Origin of the sequence: Rhizobium sp. PEPV16, from assembly GCF_008919455.1 — a bacterium.
GTDB classification, from domain to species: Bacteria; Pseudomonadota; Alphaproteobacteria; order Rhizobiales; family Rhizobiaceae; genus Rhizobium; species Rhizobium leguminosarum_Q.
Map to the genome: position 1 here is coordinate 20,021 of NZ_VSZV01000331.1, position 18,431 is coordinate 38,451.

At 60.2% G+C, this 18,431-nt stretch carries 17 protein-coding genes; 12 read left to right on the forward strand and 5 right to left on the reverse strand.

Annotated elements, in window-relative coordinates; all coding sequences use genetic code 11:
- Positions 1-11: 11 nt before the first annotated feature.
- Positions 12-233, forward strand: a complete 222-nt coding sequence (locus FY112_RS23160; RefSeq protein ID WP_151519372.1) for a hypothetical protein — start codon at positions 12-14, stop codon at positions 231-233.
- On the opposite strand, the gene FY112_RS23165 is transcribed toward FY112_RS23160, so the two are convergent.
- Positions 230-2,203 carry a PhoX family phosphatase gene (locus FY112_RS23165; protein ID WP_151519373.1) on the reverse strand — a complete coding sequence of 658 codons (1,974 nt, stop codon included), beginning with the start codon at positions 2,201-2,203 and terminating at the stop codon, positions 230-232. The two genes, FY112_RS23160 and FY112_RS23165, sit on opposite strands and share 4 nt — an antisense overlap.
- A gap of 291 nt (positions 2,204-2,494) precedes the next feature.
- On the opposite strand from FY112_RS23165, the gene FY112_RS23170 reads away from it, so the two are divergent.
- Positions 2,495-3,820 carry an aspartate aminotransferase family protein gene (locus tag FY112_RS23170; RefSeq protein ID WP_151519374.1) on the forward strand — a complete coding sequence of 442 codons (1,326 nt, stop codon included), beginning with the start codon at positions 2,495-2,497 and terminating at the stop codon, positions 3,818-3,820.
- Between the two features lie 181 nt (positions 3,821-4,001).
- On the opposite strand, the gene FY112_RS23175 is transcribed toward FY112_RS23170, so the two are convergent.
- On the reverse strand, positions 4,002-4,916 hold the full coding sequence (locus FY112_RS23175; RefSeq protein WP_017961536.1) for an HD-GYP domain-containing protein: 915 nt from the start codon (positions 4,914-4,916) through the stop codon (positions 4,002-4,004).
- Between the two features lie 105 nt (positions 4,917-5,021).
- On the opposite strand from FY112_RS23175, the gene FY112_RS36905 reads away from it, so the two are divergent.
- Complete coding sequence (locus FY112_RS36905) at positions 5,022-5,402, forward strand: hypothetical protein (RefSeq protein ID WP_165504131.1); 381 nt, start codon at positions 5,022-5,024, stop codon at positions 5,400-5,402.
- Entirely contained in the window at positions 5,399-6,502 is a 1,104-nt protein-coding gene (locus tag FY112_RS23180; protein WP_017961538.1) for a branched-chain amino acid ABC transporter substrate-binding protein, read from the forward strand. The genes FY112_RS36905 and FY112_RS23180 overlap by 4 nt, the downstream gene beginning before the upstream one ends.
- 70 nt (positions 6,503-6,572) lie before the next feature.
- Here the strand turns inward: FY112_RS23180 and FY112_RS23185 are convergent, their stop codons facing one another.
- Complete coding sequence (locus FY112_RS23185; RefSeq protein ID WP_131709500.1) at positions 6,573-6,863, reverse strand: hypothetical protein; 291 nt, start codon at positions 6,861-6,863, stop codon at positions 6,573-6,575.
- Positions 6,864-7,013: 150 nt separating this feature from the next.
- Between FY112_RS23185 and ade the strand changes: the two genes are divergently transcribed.
- Entirely contained in the window at positions 7,014-8,711 is a 1,698-nt protein-coding gene (gene ade / locus FY112_RS23190; protein WP_094088779.1) for an adenine deaminase, read from the forward strand.
- Positions 8,712-8,783: 72 nt separating this feature from the next.
- Here ade and FY112_RS23195 read toward each other — a convergent pair whose 3' ends face one another.
- Complete coding sequence (locus FY112_RS23195) at positions 8,784-10,430, reverse strand: alpha-glucosidase family protein (RefSeq protein ID WP_017961540.1); 1,647 nt, start codon at positions 10,428-10,430, stop codon at positions 8,784-8,786.
- A gap of 286 nt (positions 10,431-10,716) precedes the next feature.
- Here FY112_RS23195 and FY112_RS23200 point away from each other — a divergent pair, with 286 nt between their 5' ends.
- The 6 genes from FY112_RS23200 to FY112_RS23225 all read left to right on the forward strand — a co-directional run bounded on the left by FY112_RS23200 (position 10,717) and on the right by FY112_RS23225 (position 17,323).
- Positions 10,717-12,297 (forward strand): peptide ABC transporter substrate-binding protein, encoded by a 1,581-nt coding sequence (locus FY112_RS23200; RefSeq protein ID WP_017961541.1) that lies wholly within the window; start codon positions 10,717-10,719, stop codon positions 12,295-12,297.
- A 48-nt stretch (positions 12,298-12,345) separates the two neighbouring features.
- Positions 12,346-13,269 (forward strand): ABC transporter permease subunit, encoded by a 924-nt coding sequence (locus FY112_RS23205; RefSeq protein WP_017961542.1) that lies wholly within the window; start codon positions 12,346-12,348, stop codon positions 13,267-13,269.
- A complete protein-coding gene (locus FY112_RS23210) occupies positions 13,266-14,183 on the forward strand; it encodes an ABC transporter permease subunit (protein WP_017961543.1) in 918 nt (305 codons plus the stop codon). Before FY112_RS23205 ends, FY112_RS23210 begins: the two co-directional genes overlap by 4 nt.
- Positions 14,184-14,185: 2 nt before the next feature.
- Positions 14,186-15,193, forward strand: a complete 1,008-nt coding sequence (locus FY112_RS23215) for an ABC transporter ATP-binding protein (RefSeq protein ID WP_017961544.1) — start codon at positions 14,186-14,188, stop codon at positions 15,191-15,193.
- On the forward strand, positions 15,186-16,172 hold the full coding sequence (locus FY112_RS23220) for an oligopeptide/dipeptide ABC transporter ATP-binding protein (protein ID WP_017961545.1): 987 nt from the start codon (positions 15,186-15,188) through the stop codon (positions 16,170-16,172). Before FY112_RS23215 ends, FY112_RS23220 begins: the two co-directional genes overlap by 8 nt.
- Before the next feature lie 230 nt (positions 16,173-16,402).
- Positions 16,403-17,323, forward strand: coding sequence for a sugar kinase (locus FY112_RS23225; RefSeq protein WP_151519375.1), 921 nt, complete (start codon positions 16,403-16,405; stop codon positions 17,321-17,323).
- Between the two features lie 237 nt (positions 17,324-17,560).
- Here FY112_RS23225 and gstI read toward each other — a convergent pair whose 3' ends face one another.
- Positions 17,561-17,752: a glutamine synthetase translation inhibitor GstI gene (gene gstI, locus FY112_RS23235; RefSeq protein WP_131619636.1), complete on the reverse strand. Its 192-nt coding sequence runs from the start codon at positions 17,750-17,752 to the stop codon at positions 17,561-17,563.
- A 432-nt stretch (positions 17,753-18,184) separates the two neighbouring features.
- Between gstI and FY112_RS23240 the strand changes: the two genes are divergently transcribed.
- The coding region (locus FY112_RS23240; RefSeq protein ID WP_181018268.1) for a glutamine synthetase beta-grasp domain-containing protein at positions 18,185-18,431 on the forward strand (247 nt) is incomplete at its 3' end.

The following is an 18,431-nucleotide window of genomic DNA, read 5'->3' on the forward strand; positions in this document are numbered from 1 at the left end:
ATAGCGCTGACATGATGTCGGCCGATGTCGTGCTGCAAGGGGATATTCCCGGAGGCTTGGCAACGATATTTCAGCACCTGAACCTTATGGCACGACCGGCAAATTTGCAATTTGCCGGTCGTGCTTTTAGAATGACAGCCGGTCGCGCAGGAACGCCCGTCTCGCTATCGGTTTTTTGTTTTGGTGCAATTCTAGACGTAAAACTGCCGCGCACTTTGCCGGAGTTGCTTTAACTGCCGACCACATCGTTGTTGACGCGGCTCAGCACCACCAGCGACGGGCGGGCGGGCATGCCGGGTTTGAAATCCGGCCAGTCGGTGCCGGCATCCTCCATCGAGGTCGCATCCTCGTTGTCGGCCATCCGCAGTTCGCCCGGATGCTGGATGGAAAGAAAGACGCTGCTGCCGTCAGGGGTGAAAGTCGGCGAACAGGCTTCCGAGCCGACGGGCGCAATATAGAACAGCTTCGGAAGTGCCCGGCCCGGGCCTTCGCTATCCATCACATAGACGGAATCGGTTATGCCTTCCGGCGGCGGGCCGTCGGTGGTGACCCAGAGGCGTCCGGCCGGATCGACCGCGAGATTGTCGGGGTCTGTGAACCAGCCGGCCGAGGTCGTCGCCGGATGGAACATTGCCTGATCCTCTGCCTTGGCAGGATCGCCGCAGAGGATGAAGACGTCCCACTTGAAGCTTTCAGCTGTATAATCCGGCTTTTCGGAACCGCCAGGTGCTGCGAGTTCCAGCAGGTGACCGTGCGGGTTGGGGCCGCGCGGATTTGCGATGTTGACCATCTCCTTCTCGTCGCCGCCCTCAACTTTGGGCAGCCGATCTTCGTTCTCGGTCATGGCGACATAAAGCTTGCCGGTGCCGAGATGCGCGATGAAGCCCTCCGGTCCGTCCATCGGCGTGGCGCCGACGAGATCGGCTGCGGCGCGCGTCGCCAGCACGACGTCGGCCTGGCTCTTGAAGCCAGCTTCCGCGCTCAGTGGCCCCTCGCCGGCAATGAGCGGGATCCAGCGCATCGTACCGTCGCTCTCGAACTTGGCGACCGCGAGGGTGCCGTGGTCGAGCAGGTCCTTATTGGCGGCGCGGTCGTTCGGGTTCCAGGGATCGCGGGTAACGAAACGGTATATATATTCGAAGTCGTCGTCATCGCCCATGAAGACCGCCACGCGGCCGTCAGGGGCGACGCAACAATTGGCCCCCTCATGCGTCATGCGGCCGAGCGAGGTACGCTTGACCGGCTTTGCAGAAGGATCGAACGGATCGATCTCGACCACCCAATCGAAGCGCATCCATTCGTTCGGCTCTTCCTCGAACTTGAAGCGCGGTTCGACACGGCTGACGGAATAGATATCGTTCTCGTCCTCGTCCCAGCCCTGGCGCTCGACCAGCTCCTGGTTCGGCAATTTCTTGTAGTCGCCGGCGAAGACATCCATCGCGCCTTCCTCGCCTGAAAGCATCGTGCCCCAGGGCGTGATGCCGCCGTTGCAATTCGAGATCGTGCCGAAGACGACGGTGCCGGTCGGATCGGCCTTGGTCTTCAGACGGTCGTCGCGGGCGGCGGGACCGGAGATGTCGATTTCGGTGCTCATGTGGACACGGCGATTGTATTTGCCGTCCTTGACGATCGCCCATTTGCCGTCCGTCTTCTTCACTTCGAAGATCGAGACGCCGAGGGCGGCCATGATGGCGCGGATCTGATTATCCGTCAGCTTCTCGCGATAGTTTTCGTCCGTCAGGCCGGGAAACATCAGGAAAGGCGTTGCATGTTCATGGCTGACCACCATCAGCCCATGGTCGGAGCTCTTCTCGCCCCAGGGCAGCGGCAGAAACTGCGTGAAATCGTTGTTGTAACCGAACTGACGCTCGGCAGCCTTACCGTCCAGCATTGCAATGTCGAATTCCGGGCTGTCGGAGAAAAGTGCATCGCCCCAACGTGCCAGGATCTGGCGCTCATAGCCCTCCGGCCAGTGGTCGGCGGTATCGCGCACGCGCTTGAGTTCCGGAAACGTCAGGCTGGAGCCGGCAGCCTCGGCATGCGCGGTTCCGAGCGCCGGCGAAAGTGCCGCAGCGCCCATCGCTGCGAGAAAGCCCTTGAGCACGCTGCGGCGGCGAACGCCCTCTTCGAGAATGGCGCCGTAACTTGGCGCGAATGCATGGCGCCGCGTGGGGCGCGCCCTTGTCTTCTGGCGGTCAGACATCAGTATCTCCGATCGAAATATCGTTTAATTTCAGTGAATTGATGAAATGCAATTGCGCCCTGCGAGCCATCGGTTTTTGTAACAAGCCGAGGCGAAGGATTGATGACGGGCGGCCTGCAGTGCCTGACCCTGGATATTTCCGGATCGTACCAAGCAAGTTGAGCCTCCTGTCAGGAGGGGCTCTGGGGACTTTTCCCGTTGACGCCTTGGGAAGCCCTGATAATTTGACCGGGCAGTAAAAATATGGGCGTGAAGCCCCGGGAAAGGGCCGTTAGCGGCCAGGAGAACAGCATGTTCAATCGCCTCAATGCACCGAACGATCTTCGCGCCTTCTGGATGCCGTTTACGGCAAATCGCCAGTTCAAGAAGGAGCCGCGTTTGTTCGTCGGCGCCAAGGACATGTACTATACGACCCATGACGGTCGTCAGGTGCTGGACGGCACGGCTGGCCTCTGGTGCGTCAATGCCGGCCACTGCCGCCCGAAGATCACCGAGGCGATCCGCGAGCAGGCCGGCGAACTCGATTACGCGCCGGCCTTCCAGCTCGGCCATCCCAAGGCCTTCGAACTGGCGAATCGCCTGGTCGACATTGCCCCGGAAGGCCTGAACCACGTCCTCTACACCAACTCCGGTTCCGAATCCGTCGAGACGGCGCTCAAGGTGGCGCTCGCCTATCACCGCGTGAAGGGCAATGGATCACGCTTCCGCCTGATCGGCCGCGAGCGCGGCTATCACGGCGTCAATTTCGGCGGCATCTCCGTCGGCGGCATCGTCACCAACCGCAAGATGTTCGGCACGCTGCTGACCGGCGTCGATCACATGCCGCACACCCACCAGCCCGGCAAGAACAACTTTACCCGCGGCGAGCCCGAGCATGGCGGCGACATCGCCACCGAGCTCGAGCGGATCGTCACCCTGCATGACGCCTCCACCGTCGCCGCCGTCATCGTCGAGCCGGTGGCGGGCTCCACCGGCGTCTTGATCCCACCGAAGGGCTACCTGCAGAAGCTGCGCGAGATTTGCACCAAACACGGTATCCTTCTGATCTTCGACGAGGTCATCACCGGCTTCGGCCGCCTCGGCGCCCCCTTTGCCGCGCAATATTACGACGTCAAGCCCGACATGATCACCGCCGCCAAGGGACTGACCAACGGCGTCATTCCGATGGGCGCCGTCTTCGTCACCTCCGAGATTCATGATGCCTTCATGAACGGCCCGGAGCACATGATCGAGTTCTTCCACGGCTATACCTATTCCGGCAACCCGATCGCCTCCGCCGCCGCACTCGCCACGCTCGACACCTACAAGGAAGAGGGCCTGCTGACACGCGCCGCCGAGCTTTCCGACTACTGGGCCGACGCGCTGCATTCGCTGAAGGACTGCCCCAATGTCATCGACATCAGGAACACCGGCCTGATCGGCGCCATAGAACTCGACCCGATCGCCGGCGAGCCCACCAAGCGCGCCTTCACCGCTTTCCTGAAAGCCTATGAAAGCGGCCTGCTGATCCGCACCACCGGCGATATCATCGCGCTCTCCCCGCCGCTGATCATCGAGAAGCACCACATCGACGAGCTCTTCGGCAAGCTGCGGACGATCCTCCAGAACAACATTTGAGAAAGCTCTGAAGACTTCCGGCATCACGGCCTGTGGCAGACCTCCTGCATAATTCCTTATATCGGAATCGATTTAAGGATAAAATTATGTAGCAATTCAAAATGTTACAGCGCCGCGCGTCTGATTAGACTCGCGGCGCTGTAAGTACACGCAGGCCCTTTGTTGGGAAGATCGATAGGCCTCAGGTCACGGCGGCGACGGAAAGGCAGAGGGCAAATTTCTTCAGCAGCCGGCGATCGAATTGCCCTTCATTGCCGAGCATCCATTTCAGTGCTTGGCTCGCACTCCATGGCGCCTTGTACGGCCGCACGGAGGTCATGGCGTCATAGACGTCGCAAATCGCAGCAAGACGCGCATGGAAGCTGACCTGCGCTTCGGAAAGCCTGCGGGGGTAGCCCTTGCCGTCGATACGCTCATGATGGTTGAGGCAGACGTCGAGAACGATCTCCGACATGCCTTCCTGGCGTGACAGGATTGCGTGCCCCTTTTCCGGATGATCGCGGATCATCTTGATCTCGTTCTCGTCCAGGCGCCCTTCCTTGTTGAGTATCTCGAGCGGAATTTCCAGCTTGCCGACGTCGTGCAGCAATCCTGCCGTGCCGAGCATTTGCACGGTCGTCTCGTCAAGTCCGAGATGACGGCCGAAAAGGATCATCAGCGCACTCACCGAAAGCGAATGCAGAAACGTCACTTCGTCCTTGGATTTCAGACGTGTAACGCTCAGAAAGACAGTGGGATTGTCATCCATCGACTTGGAGACCGAGGAAATCACCGGCGCCACCTGATCGAAGCTGATGCCATCACCATGCTGGAGCCGGCCGAAAACGCTTTCTAGGACCTGCACGGATTTCTGGATGGTCTCGCGTGCCGCCTTCGTGTCGATCTCGATATTGCCGCCTGGCAGACCGTCGATGTCGAGGCCTCTGCTGGTGTTGATGATAATACCTTCAATGCGGCTCTTGCGAAGCTTCAGGGCATCGACTTCACGGCGCAGCAGAAATCTTCGCTTGGACAGAAGAGGGTCCTGCCATGCACCCTCGATCGCCTCCACAAACATTCCGTTGCGCACCTGTCTGGCTTCGATACGCTTGAGCATCCAGATCTCTGTTCCTGAAATATCTCTCTGTTTATTATCGGCCGTTCTTTTGCATCGCAGCAATATATGCACGAACAATGATTCTACTCTAATTGGTAGAATCAAGTGTTAATCTCGAAACCGAATTCGACTATTCAGAAAGATGAAGAGTTTCGCGAAATTCGGCTGGTTCATCGGCACCGCGCAGATGCGGGTACAGCACCCTCCGGAGATCTGCAGACGGCGCCACGATCGACGATTTTGGATTATTTCGCGCCGGATCGGCTCGATTTTCGTTTCATTTTGTTATCAACTTGCGAAATCTCACCAAAATTCTTAGAAATCTTGCCGTTGCACCCATTCGAGCCAAATATGGCCGGAGGGCGCATCGATCGCGCCGATATCGATCGTCCTTGGCACGGCCTGGGGGCCGTTGAACGATCCGGAAAATCCGGCGCGGCACCTCATCGCGGGTCGAATGACCCCATCCAAGGAGACAGACAATGACCCTCAAGACATTAACGGCGACCCTCGTCGCTTCGCTCGCCTTAGCGCCGCTTGCCCATGCCGATATCACCATCGGCCTGATCGCGCCGCTGACCGGCCCCGTCGCCGCCTATGGCGACCAGGTGAAGAACGGTGCGCAGACCGCCGTCGACGAGATCAACAAGAAGGGCGGAATTCTCGGCGAGAAGGTCGTCCTCGAACTGGCCGATGATGCCGGCGAACCGAAACAGGGCGTTTCCGCCGCCAACAAGGTCGTCGGCGACGGCATCCGCTTCGTCGTCGGCCCGGTGACATCGGGCGTCGCCATTCCCGTTTCGGACGTGCTTGCTGAAAACGGCGTGCTGATGGTCACCCCGACCGCGACGGCTCCTGACCTGACCAAGCGCGGTCTGACCAACGTGCTGCGCACCTGCGGCCGCGACGATCAGCAGGCCGAAGTCGCCGCCAAATATGTGCTGAAGAATTTCAAGGACAAGCGCGTCGCCATCGTCAACGACAAGGGCGCCTACGGAAAGGGCCTAGCCGACGCCTTCAAGGCGACGCTGAACGCCGGCGGCATCACCGAAGTCATTAACGACGCGATCACGCCTGGTGACAAGGATTTCAGCGCGCTCACCACCCGCATCAAGTCCGAGAAGGTCGACGTGGTCTATTTCGGCGGCTACCACCCGGAAGGCGGCCTGCTGGCCCGCCAGCTGCATGACCTCGCCGCCAACGCGACGATCATCGGCGGCGACGGACTCTCCAACACCGAATTCTGGGCAATCGGCACGGATGCGGCAGCAGGCACGATCTTCACCAACGCTTCGGACGCCACCAAGAGCCCGGATTCCAAAGCCGCAGCCGACGCGCTCGCCGCCAAGAACATCCCCGCCGAAGCCTTCACGCTAAACGCTTATGCCGCCGTCGAAGTGTTGAAGGCCGGCATCGAGAAGGCCGGCAGCGCCGAGGATGCGGAAGCCGTCGCGACTGCGCTGAAAGGCGGCGAAGAGATCCCCACCGCCATCGGCAAGGTCACCTACGGCGAGACCGGCGATCTCACCTCGCAGAGCTTCTCGCTCTACAAATGGGAAGCCGGCAAGATCGTCGCCGCAGAGTAATCGACAGCTTTTATAAACGAGGATCGGGCGCCCCACGGCGCTCGATTTGCATTTTGGGAATGGTTGCCGATCAGTCGGGCTTCTCATTGTCCTTAGGCAGGTAACTTTCCAGTGTTGGATGTTTAATGAGCACCATCGGTTGACGATAAGTCCAACTGGGTTTTGGGTTTGAAATTCGCGCGTAGAAACTGGCGACCACAACGCGCTTAAGGTCTTCATCGGAAGCAACACTTCCAGTCGACTTTCCGAGAATGATCCGACTGACCTTTCCATCTTTGTCGGTCGTGAGTACAGCTGAGTTGTTGACACAGCCGCTCAACAAAAAGGCAGCCGCGCAAGCTGCCGAAATAATCGCTTTCATATCATGACCTTGAGTTGGAAACGGACATCTATATTCTCACTTCACTAGCACTGCTGCCAGCGAGGCAATAGCAGCCGGAAATACAACCCAAATGTTTTCCAGCATTCGTTCCTGATCACCGGCAGAAAACAGTCGAAGAGGTAGCAATTCATGACCACCAAGCTCGAACGTCTGATCGACCAGGGTGTCGGCCGCGTGCCGGCTGATATCGTGCTGAAGGGCGGCCGCTTCTTCGACCTCGTCACCGGTGACCTCGTCCGATCCGACATTGCCATCGGCGCCGATCGCATCGTCGGCACCTCAGGCAATTATGAGGGCGAAACCGAGATCGATATTTCGGGCAGGATCGTCGTTCCGGGCTTCATCGACACGCATCTGCACATCGAATCTTCGCTGGTGACCCCGCATGAATTCGACCGCTGCGTTCTGCCCTACGGCGTCACCACCGCCATCTGCGATCCTCACGAAATCGCCAATGTGCTTGGAACCGCCGGCATCGAGTTCTTTCTCGAATCCGCGCTGGAGACGATCATGGACATCCGCGTCCAGCTCTCCTCCTGTGTGCCGGCGACGCATCTTGAAACCTCCGGTGCCGATCTGCCGATCGAGCGCCTCCTGCCCTTCCGCCACCATCCGAAGGTGATCGGACTTGCCGAATTCATGAATTTCCCCGGCGTGATCCACAAGGATCCCGTCTGCATGGCCAAGCTCGACGCCTTCCAGTGCGGCCATATCGACGGTCATGCGCCGCTGCTCTCAGGCAACGACCTCAACGGTTACCTCTCGGCCGGCATCCGCACCGAGCACGAATGCACGACCGCCGGCGAAGCCTTGGAGAAGATCCGCAAGGGCATGCATATCCTCGTGCGCGAGGGTTCGGTCTCCAAGGATCTCGCGGCGCTGATACCCATTATCACCGAGCGGCTTTCACCCTTCCTCGCGCTTTGCACCGACGACCGCAATCCGCTCGATATCGCCGAACAGGGTCATCTCGATCACATGATCCGCACGGCGATCGCAAGTGGCGTCGAGCCCCTGGCGATCTACCGGGCCGCCTCGATTTCGGCCGCCCGCGCCTTCGGCCTCAAAGACCGTGGCCTGGTCGCGCCGGGCTGGCGCGCCGATCTGGTGGTGCTCGACAGTCTGGAAAACTGCCGCGCCGACATGGTTTTCTCGGCCGGCCGCCGCGTCACCGATGCGCTCTTTTCCTCGCGCAGACCGGTTGCCCCAATCGGCCTCGACAGCGTCAAGTCCCGGCCCGTCAACGCCGCCCATTTCGGCGTCCCGGTCGCCGAAGGCGAAACGCCTGTCATCGGCGTCATACCGGGCAAGATCATCACCGAGCATCGCCGCTATCGCCTGCCCGTCAGGGGCAACGAGACGACGGTCGATCTTGCCAACGATATCATCAAGGTCGCCGTCATCGAGCGCCATGGCAAGAACGGCAACCATGCCAACGGCTTCGTCCAGGGTTTTGGCCTGAAGAAGGGTGCGATCGCCTCGACCGTCGGCCATGACAGCCACAATATCTGCGTGGTCGGTGTCAGCGAGGACGACATGGCACGCGCCGCAAACCGGCTCGGCGAGATCAAGGGCGGCTTCGTCGTCGTCGAAGACGGCAAGGTCACCGGCGAAATCGCCCTGCCCATCGCCGGCTTGATGAGCCTCGAGCCCTACGAGACGGTCCGCGATACGCTCCACCAACTGCGCAAAGCCGCCTTGGCGCTGGGCGCCACGCTGGAGGAACCCTTTCTCCAACTCGCCTTCCTACCGCTGCCGGTCATCCCGCACCTGAAGATATCCGACCGCGGCATGGTGGATGTCGACAAGTTCGCGCTGATTGGGTGATGTGATTGAAAAAGGGCTGGCGCCGCGGCGGACAACCTCGACGGTCGCCTTCAAAGACACAGCAGTCGAACGTCAAACCCGCGCACAAAACCCATCCAGCGCCGCAAGCTTCACGAGCCCCGCGCCAGCCGCCGCCTCGAAGCCCGGCATCTCAACCGCTTCCCCAAGCACCATTCCATCGGGCAGGCGAAATTCCGCCGGCTTGCGCGTCAGGTTGAAAACGAAGAGCAGCTTTTCGCCGTTCTTTTCGCGAGTGAAGGCGAGCAGATCCTGATCGGTGCCGATGAAGGTCATGTCGCCGTCGATCAGCGCCGGGTGGCCCTTCCGGAATGCCAGCGTCCTGCGGTAGTGATGCAGCACCGAGCTTTCGCTCGCCTCCTGCGTATCCACGGAAAGCGCTGCCTGCTCGTAAGGCACCGGCAGCCAGCTCTTTTCCGCGGAGGTGAAGCCCGCATGCGCCTTGCCGGCTTCCCAGGGCATCGGCGTGCGGCATCCGTCGCGGCCCTTGAAGGCTGGCCAGAAGCGGATGCCGTAGGGATCGCGCAGATCCTCGAAGGCGAGCTCCGCCTCGGGCAGACCGAGCTCCTCGCCCTGATAGAGGCAGATCGAGCCGCGCAGCGCCGCAAGCACCGAGATCGCCAGCTTGGCGATGACAGGGCGCTCTTCCTCCGTCAGCGCAAACCGGCTGACATGGCGCATGACGTCGTGGTTGGAAAAAGCCCAGCAGACCCAGCCGTCCGTGACCGCCTTCTGGAAAGCTTCGACGCAGCCGCGGATATGCTCGGCGGTGAAATCCGGTCCGAGCAGATCGAATGTGTAGCACATGTGCAGCTTGTCGCCGCCGCTCGTATAGGCGCCAACCGTCTTCAGCGAACGCGCTCCATCGCCGACCTCGCCGACAGTCGTGCGATCCTCGTACTGATCGAGCAGCACCCGGAAGCGTTTGAGGAAATCGACATTTTCCGGCTGCGTCTTGTCATAAAGATGGTTCTGCATGCCGTAGGGATTGGTATCGGGCGCATCGAGGCCTGCATCATCCTCGTCGGGCTCGTGCGGCGGATTGCTCCTGAGCAGCTTGTCGCAGAAATAATAGTTGACCGTGTCCAGGCGGAAGCCGTCGACGCCGCGATCGAGCCAGAACTTCACCGTCTCCAGCACCGCATCCTGCACCGCCTTGCTGTGGAAGTTGAGGTCCGGCTGCGAGGTCAGGAAATTGTGCTGGTAATATTGCCGGCGCACGCCATCCCACTCCCAGCCCGGGCCACCGAAAATCGACAGCCAGTTATTCGGCGCCGTACCGTCAGGCTTCGGGTCGGCCCAGACATACCAGTCCGCCTTGGGATTGGTCCGGCTCGACCGGCTCTCGACGAACCAGGGATGCCGGTCGGAGGTATGCGAGATCACCTGGTCGATGACGACCTTGATGCCGAGCCTGTGCGCTTCGGCCATCATCTCGTCGAAATCGGCGAGCGTCCCGAAGATCGGATCGACGTCGCAATAATCGGAAACGTCGTAGCCCATGTCGGCCATCGGCGACTTGAAGAAAGGCGAGAGCCAGATCGCGTCGACGCCGAGGCTGGCAATATGCGGCAGCCGGCGGGTGATGCCCCTGAGATCGCCGAGACCGTCGCTATTGGTGTCCTGAAAAGAGCGCGGATAGACCTGATAGATCACCGCGCCACGCCACCAGTCCGCACTCTCGCCTGCCTGCAATGCCATCGGCTATATCTCCTGCCTCGTTTGCGCTCGCCACACTAAAGCGGACGAAACAAAAGACAACCATGTGAAGCGGTTATGAAGCCTTTGCGAAACGCCGCGACGCGTCGTCGCGATATGACAAGGGGGAGACGTATATAGGCTTGTCCACAACCCGTTCCCACCCCCCGGATTTGGGGTTGCAACGCAAAGCCTTTGCGATAATGTGCGCGCTGACCTGCACGTAAGAGGTCAAACACCGGGAACAAATGTCTAATAAAGGCGAAAAGCCTAGAAAGGTGGACCCACCATGAACCATTTCGCGAAAAAATTTCTCGCCTCTGCAATGCTTGGCACATTGCTGGCGTTTTCGGCCCATGCGGCCACGCTCAACATTCACAATGGTGGCGACCCGCAGTCGCTCGATCCGCAGAAGCTTTCCGGCGACTGGGAGAACCGTATCGCCGGCGACATTTTCGAAGGCCTCGTCACCGAGGACGCCAAGGATAATCCGATCCCCGGCCAGGCTGAAAGCTGGACGATTTCGCCTGATGGCAAGGTCTACACCTTCAAGCTTCGCGACGGCATCAAGTGGTCCGATGGCCAGCCGGTCACGGCAGGAGACTTCGTCTTCGCCTTCCAGCGCCTCGTCGACCCAAAGAATGCCGCCGATTATGCCTATCTGCAATTCACCATCAAAAATGCGGAAAAGATCAACAAGGGTGAGATAACCGATCTCAACCAGCTCGGCGTCAAGGCGATTGACGACAAGACGCTCGAGATCACGCTTGAAAACGCCACCCCCTATTTCATCAATGCGCTGATGCACTACACCGCCTACCCGCTGCCGAAGCATGTCGTCGAGGCAAAGGGTCAGGATTGGGTCAAGATCGGCAACATCGTCACCAACGGGCCCTACAAGCCGGTCGAATGGGTTCCCGGCTCGCATGTCACGACGGTCAAGAACGATCAGTGGTACGACACCAAGGACCTGAAGATCGACGGCGCGAAGTTCTTCGTGCTCGAGGATCAGGAAGCCGCGCTGAAGCGCTACCGCGCAGGCGAGTTCGACATCCTCACCGACTTCCCGACCGACCAGTACGAGTGGATGAAGAAGAACCTGCCGGGCCAGGCGCATGTCGCCCCCTTCTCCGGCCTCTACTATTACGTCGTCAACTCGCAGAAGCCGCCCTTCAGCGACAAGCGCGTCCGCCAGGCTCTCTCCATGGCGATCAACCGTGAAGTGATCGGCCCACAGATCCTCGGCACCGGCGAACTGCCGGCCTATTCCTGGGTGCCGCCGGGCACGGCAAATTACGGCGAGCCGGCCTATGTCAGCTGGAAGGACCTGCCCTATAACGAGAAGGTCGCCGAAGCCAAGAAGCTTCTGACCGAAGCCGGCTTCGGCCCGGACAAGCCGCTGCACGCCGTGCTCAGCTACAACACCAACGACAACCATAAGCGCATCGCCGTCGCGATCGCTTCCATGTGGAAGCCGCTCGGCGTCAATGTCGAGCTTGTCAACGCCGAAACCAAGGTGCATTACGACCAGATGCAGCGTGGCCAGGTCGAAATCGGCCGCGCCGGCTGGCTCGCCGACTACAACGACCCGGACAACTTCCTGAACCTCCTGGTGACAGGCGTGCAGATGAACTACGGCCGCTGGTCCAATCCCGAGTACGACAAGATGATCAAGGAAGGCAACGCGGAGACGGATCTCGCCAAGCGTGCCGCGATCTTCAAAAAGGCCGAGCAGCTGGCGCTCGATGAATCCGCCGCCCTGCCGATCTATTACTACGTCTCGAAGAATGTCGTCTCGCCGAAGATCGAAGGCTTCGTCGACAATATCCAGGACATCCACCGCACCCGCTGGCTGTCGATGAAAGAGTAAGGGAAAACGGTCCTTTCCGCGCACTGCGGAAAGGACCGGCCCACGATCATGATCAAATACGCACTCCGTCGCCTCCTGTCGACGATCCCCGTTCTGTGGATCGCCGTCACAGCCTGCTTTTTTGTTTTGCGCCTTGCCCCCGGCGGACCTTTCGATGGCGAAAGGCCATTGCCGCCGGTGATCCTGAAAAACCTTGCGGCTCACTACAACCTCGACAAGCCGCTCATCCAGCAATACCTGATCTATGTCGGTGACCTGCTCCGGGGCGATCTCGGCCCCTCCTTCGCCAGCGAAGATTTCACCGTCGCCCAGCAGATCATGATCGGTCTGCCCTACACTTTCACGATCGGCACCGCAGCCTTTCTGCTCGCCATCATCGTCGGCGTCGCCGTCGGCTGTTTTGGGGCGCTCTATCAGAACAAGACGCCGGATTACATTCTCGGCGCCCTCATCCTGATTGGCGTCGTGCTGCCGAACTTCCTGATCGCCCCCATACTGCAGCTCGTCTTCGGCATCCATCTCGCCTGGCTTCCGGTCGGCGGCTGGGGTGACGGATCGATCAAGTTCCTGATCCTGCCGATCGTCGTTCTGGCTCTGCCGCATGCAGGGCGCATTTCGCGCATCACCCGCGGCTCGATGATCGAGGTGATGAACCAGAACTTCATCCGCACCGCCAAGGCCAAGGGCATTGGCCCGCGGCTGACCGTGATGCGCCATGCGCTGAAACCCGCACTAATGCCTGTGGTCTCCTATCTCGGACCGGCGGCTAGTTACCTTCTCACCGGCTCGCTTGTTGTCGAGAGCATCTTCGGATTGCCCGGCATCGGCCGCTACTTCATCAACGCGGCGCTCAACCGCGATTACGGCATGGTTCTCGGCACGGTCATCTTCTACATGGTGCTGATCGTCGTTCTGAACCTTCTCGTCGATATCGCCTATGCGTGGCTCGATCCGAAAGTGAGAAACCGATGATCCTCAACCCCGCAAAACGCGAGCTGCTCGCCCAGGAACTTCTGGAGGCGGAGGGCCTTGCGCCCGAAAGCCGCTCGCTCACTAGGGATGCCTTGCGCCGCCTTGGGCGCAACAAGGCCGCGGTCCTGTCGATCGTCGTCCTGACGCTGCTGATCCTCGCGGCCTTTATCGGCCCCTGGTTCATTCCCTTCAACTACGAGGATCCGGATTGGGCGGCCTTCCGCATACCGCCCTCGATCGAAACCGGCCACTATTTCGGCACCGACCCGAACGGCCGCGACCTTCTCGCTCGCGTCCTTTACGGCACCCGCGTCTCGCTTGCCGTGGCGTTGACGGCGACCGTCGTCTCCGTCTTCATCGGCGTGCTTTACGGCGCGGTGTCGGGCTATATCGGCGGCAGGCTGGATGCGATCATGATGCGCTTCGTCGATATCATGTACGCGCTTCCCTATATCCTCTTCGTCATCCTGCTGATGGTGATCTTCGGCCGCAACGTCTATCTGCTGTTTGCCGCCATCGGCGCGCTGGAATGGCTGACCATGGCCCGCATCGTGCGCGGCCAGACGCTGTCGATCAAGCATCGCGAATTCATCGAAGCGGCCCGCGCATCCGGGCAGCGGCCGTTCAAGATCATCATCAAACACATCATCCCGAACCTCGTCGGACCCGTGGTCATCTTCGCAGCCTTGACGGTGCCTGAAATCATCGCCACCGAAAGCTTCCTTTCCTATCTCGGCTTCGGCGTGCAGGAACCGCTGACCTCGCTCGGCACACTGATCGCCGAGGGAACCGATGCCATGGAAAGCATGCCGTGGCTGCTGGTCTTCCCGGCAAGCTTCCTCGTCGCCCTGCTGCTCAGCCTGCTCTTCATCGGTGACGGCCTGCGCGACGCGTTCGACCCGAAGGATCGCTAAGAATGTCCCAGGAAACACAAAAAGACACCCTTCTCGAACTCAAAGACTACTCGATCACCTTCAAGACACCGGATGGAGAGGTGAAGGCGGTCTCGAACATGAACCTGACGGTCAAGCGCGGCGAGCGCATCGCTATCGTCGGCGAGTCCGGTTCCGGCAAGAGCCAGACCTTCCTCGGCATCATGGGGCTGCTCGCCAAGAACGGCAAAACGACGGGACAGGCGCTGCTCGAAGGCAAGGACGTGCTGGCGCTGAAACCGCGCGAACTCGACCAGATCCGCGGCAAGGACATGGCCATGGTCTTCCAGGATCCGATGACAGCCCTCAATCCATCGCTGAAGATTTCCCGGCAGTTGACGGAACAGCTCGAGGTGCACGGCGGGCTGACGGCGCGCGCCGCATCCACTGCTGCCCTCGACATGCTGAAACGCGTCGGCATCCCCGACCCGACACGGCGCTTTCATCTCTATCCGCACGAGCTCTCCGGCGGCATGCGCCAGCGCATCGTCATCGCCATGGCGCTGCTCACGCGGCCGAAGCTGTTGATCGCCGACGAGCCGACGACGGCGCTCGACGTCACCATCCAGGCGCAGATCCTCGATCTTTTCAACGATCTGACGGCAGAGATGAACACAGCGCTTATCATGATCACCCACGATCTCGGCGTCGTCGCCGGCCTCGCCGATCGCGTCGCCGTCATGTATGCCGGCCGCATCGTCGAGGAAGCGCCCGTCGACGAGCTCTTCGACAATCCGGCCCATCCCTATACCGCGGCACTGCATGCCTCGATCCCGCGGCCGGACCAGGATGTCGACGACCTCGTCGTCATCCCCGGGCGTCCGCCGAACCTGCAGCACTTGCCGAAGGGCTGCAATTTCTCGCCGCGCTGTTCCCAGGTCCAGGACGATTGCATCGACCGTCCGCCATTGCTCGAAACGCTGGCGCCGCATCACTGCGCCGCCTGCTACCACCCCTTCCCGCGTCGCGAGGAGCTGCTGAACCATGGCTGAACGATCGCTTCTAAGGGTCGAGAACCTGACGACTCAATTCGAACTGCCGGCGAAAGGCCTCTTCAAGCCGCCGATCTTCCTGACCGCCGTCAACAATGTCAGCTTCGACCTCAGCGAAGGCCGCACGCTCGGCATTGTCGGCGAATCCGGCTGCGGCAAATCCACGCTCGGCCGCTCCATCTTGCGGCTGTTGAAATCGCAGAAGGGCCGTATCCTCTGGCAGGGCCGCAACCTGCTCGACCTGTCGGACGAGGAAATGCGCGCTGCGCGGCGCGACATGCAGATCATCTTCCAGGATCCGATCGCCTCGCTCGACCCGCGCATGACAGTCGGCGACATCATCGCCGAGCCGCTCACCGTCTTCGAGCCGAAGCTATCAAGAGCCGAGCGCACCGAGCGTGTCCGCGATATCATGACCGCCGTCGGCCTGGTGCCGGAAATGATCAACCGCTATCCGCACGAATTCTCCGGCGGCCAGGCGCAACGCATCGGCATCGCCCGCGCGGTCGTTACCAAACCGAAGCTCATCATCTGCGATGAGCCGGTTTCGGCCCTCGACGTCTCAATCCAGGGCCAGGTCATCACGCTTCTGCGCAAGCTCCGCAAGGAATTCGGCCTGACGCTGATCTTCATCAGCCACGACCTCTCCGTCGTGCGGCTGATCTCCGACGATGTGCTGGTGCTCTATCTCGGCAGGGTGGTGGAAGCAGGCAGTTGTGCCACCGTCTTCGATCATCCCGCTCATCCCTATACGCAGGCGCTCTTTTCCGCCGCGCCGATCCCGGATCCGAAGCTTGCGCGCCTACGCACCCGCATCCGTCTGCAGGGTGACCCGCCTTCGCCGCTTAACCCGCCGAAAGGCTGCGTCTTCTCACCGCGCTGCTGGAAGGCGACTGACATCTGTCGCACCGAAATGCCGCCGACCGAGGAGGTCCGCCCCGGCCAGAAGGCCGCCTGTTATCACATGGACAGGCCATGAGCAGAACGAGGGCCGCGCAAGCGGCCTTCATCTCGCCCATGAAAGTGAGGGTTCCATCTTCCTTATTATCGGCGCTTGCCACCTTCATGCTCTCCGCGTATCAGCGAATGAGGACCAGCGCCTAACCCCGAAAATCGGAATCGATTTTCGGGGTTAGGCGCCAATTCAAAGTGATAGAGCGTCCTTAGCGCGTCCTTGGACGCGCGGCGCTCTAGTGCCGGGAGGACAAGGTGAGCAGACGGTTTCTATCGATTGGTGAATGCATGGTGGAACTCTCGCAGGCAGGCGATGGTCTGCTGCGCAAGGGCTTTGCCGGCGATACCTTCAACACCGCCTGGTACGCCCGTGCCTGCCTTGCCGCCGACTGGTCGGTCGACTACTTCACCGCCCTCGGTGACGACGCCATGTCGGATGAGATGCTAGCCTTCATCGACAAGGCAGGCATCGGCACCAGCCTCATCCGCCGCATCAGGGGCAGGTCGCCCGGCCTCTACATGATCAACCTGAAGAACGGCGAACGCTCCTTCAGCTACTGGCGCGACAGCGCCGCCGCCCGCAGCCTGGCAGCCGATCCCGACCGCCTGCGCGAGGCGGTGGAGAGCGCTGACGTCGTCTATTTCTCCGGTATCACCCTTGCCATCCTGCCGCATGAGGATGCCGAGACTTTGCTTGCCGAAGTCCGTCGCGCCAAGGCCGCCGGCAAGCTCGTCGTCTTCGATCCGAACATCCGCCCGCGGCTCTGGTCCAGCTACGACGTCATGCACACGACGATCAGCGAAGGCGCTCGCTCCTCCGTGCTTGTCATGCCGAGCTTCGACGACGAGGCGGCCCATTTCGGCGATGATTCCATCGAGGCAACGATCCACCGCTATCGCGCACTCGGCGCCATTCATATCGTCGTCAAGAACGGCTCTGACGGTGTCACGCTGAATTTTGCCGGCGAGCAAACCTTCGTTCCGGCTGAAAAAGTGGAGAAGGTGATCGACACGACCAGCGCCGGCGACAGCTTTAATGGCGCCTTTCTCGCACGATATCTCGAAGCTGGCGATGCACCAGCCGCCGCCCGCTTCGCAACAAAGGTCGCTGCCCGCGTCGTCAGCGAACATGGTGCATTGGTCCCAAGGGAAAAGCTTGGATTGGATGGCGGCTAGAGCGGCGCGATCTTTCAGATTCGCTTAGCGAGACATGCCTTTAGGCCGCACATGCTGACCCAGTATGAACGCCATGTGCGAGCGCTCCCCGCTTTCGGCATCGGTTGCCCGCTGCCAGAGCATGATGCCGAAAAGTGTGCGCGGTTTTCGGACGACATCATGCTCTATTTCTTTGATCTAGATCAGGATTCAGATTTCAGGCCGATCGGGCCTAAAATCATCCTGATCTAGGGGAAATCAGGACTTCGTCGGCCGATCGGAATCGCGAACTGCCTCGTCATGGTACCAGCAGCTGTCGAGCGCAGCATCGCAGACGTCTGCGGCCTCGCGCTCCATCAGCCTGGCGCGTTCGAACCGGTTGGCGTTTCGTATCGCCTTAACGGGAAACTGGTAGATCGTTGCGGATTCACGATGGAAACCGGTGGGCATGAGATCGCCTCCATTCAGTTCGGCGCATCAACATTTCAGGACCATCTACATAGCATAATGCACATAGTTTATGCAAATTGCATAAAATAAGGGCAATGTTGCAATTGTAATCGGTCGGCATGCTGTCTCGGCTAAAAGCTTCCGATAATTTGTTTAACACTTCATCATTTCAGCCTAACGCCGTAATTTTCATCCGGTTCCACATGGAAAAAGTGCGATTTGATGGGCGATACCGCCAGTGAGCGTTAAAAACAGCCCGATTTTCCAAAAGGGAAAAAATCGGACGACACGCTGATTCGCGATTTTTCTTTCGCGTGGCGCCAAAACTGGCACGCTACGTGCTTTTAAAGCGTCATCCCTGGCGGTCGGATGCGCTTGCGCGCCGAGATCACCTCCGGATTTGCTCACCTTCGTAGCATTGAGAGAGTCGCGATGACAAAATTTAAGCTCGAGTACATTTGGCTCGATGGGTACACACCAGTACCGAACCTGCGTGGTAAGACGCAGATCAAGGAATTCGATGAATTCCCGACGCTGGAACAGCTTCCGCTGTGGGGCTTCGACGGTTCGTCGACCATGCAGGCCGAGGGCCGCAGCTCTGACTGCGTGCTGAAGCCCGTCGCCATTTATCCCGATCCGGCCCGCACCAACGGCGCTCTCGTCATGTGCGAAGTCATGA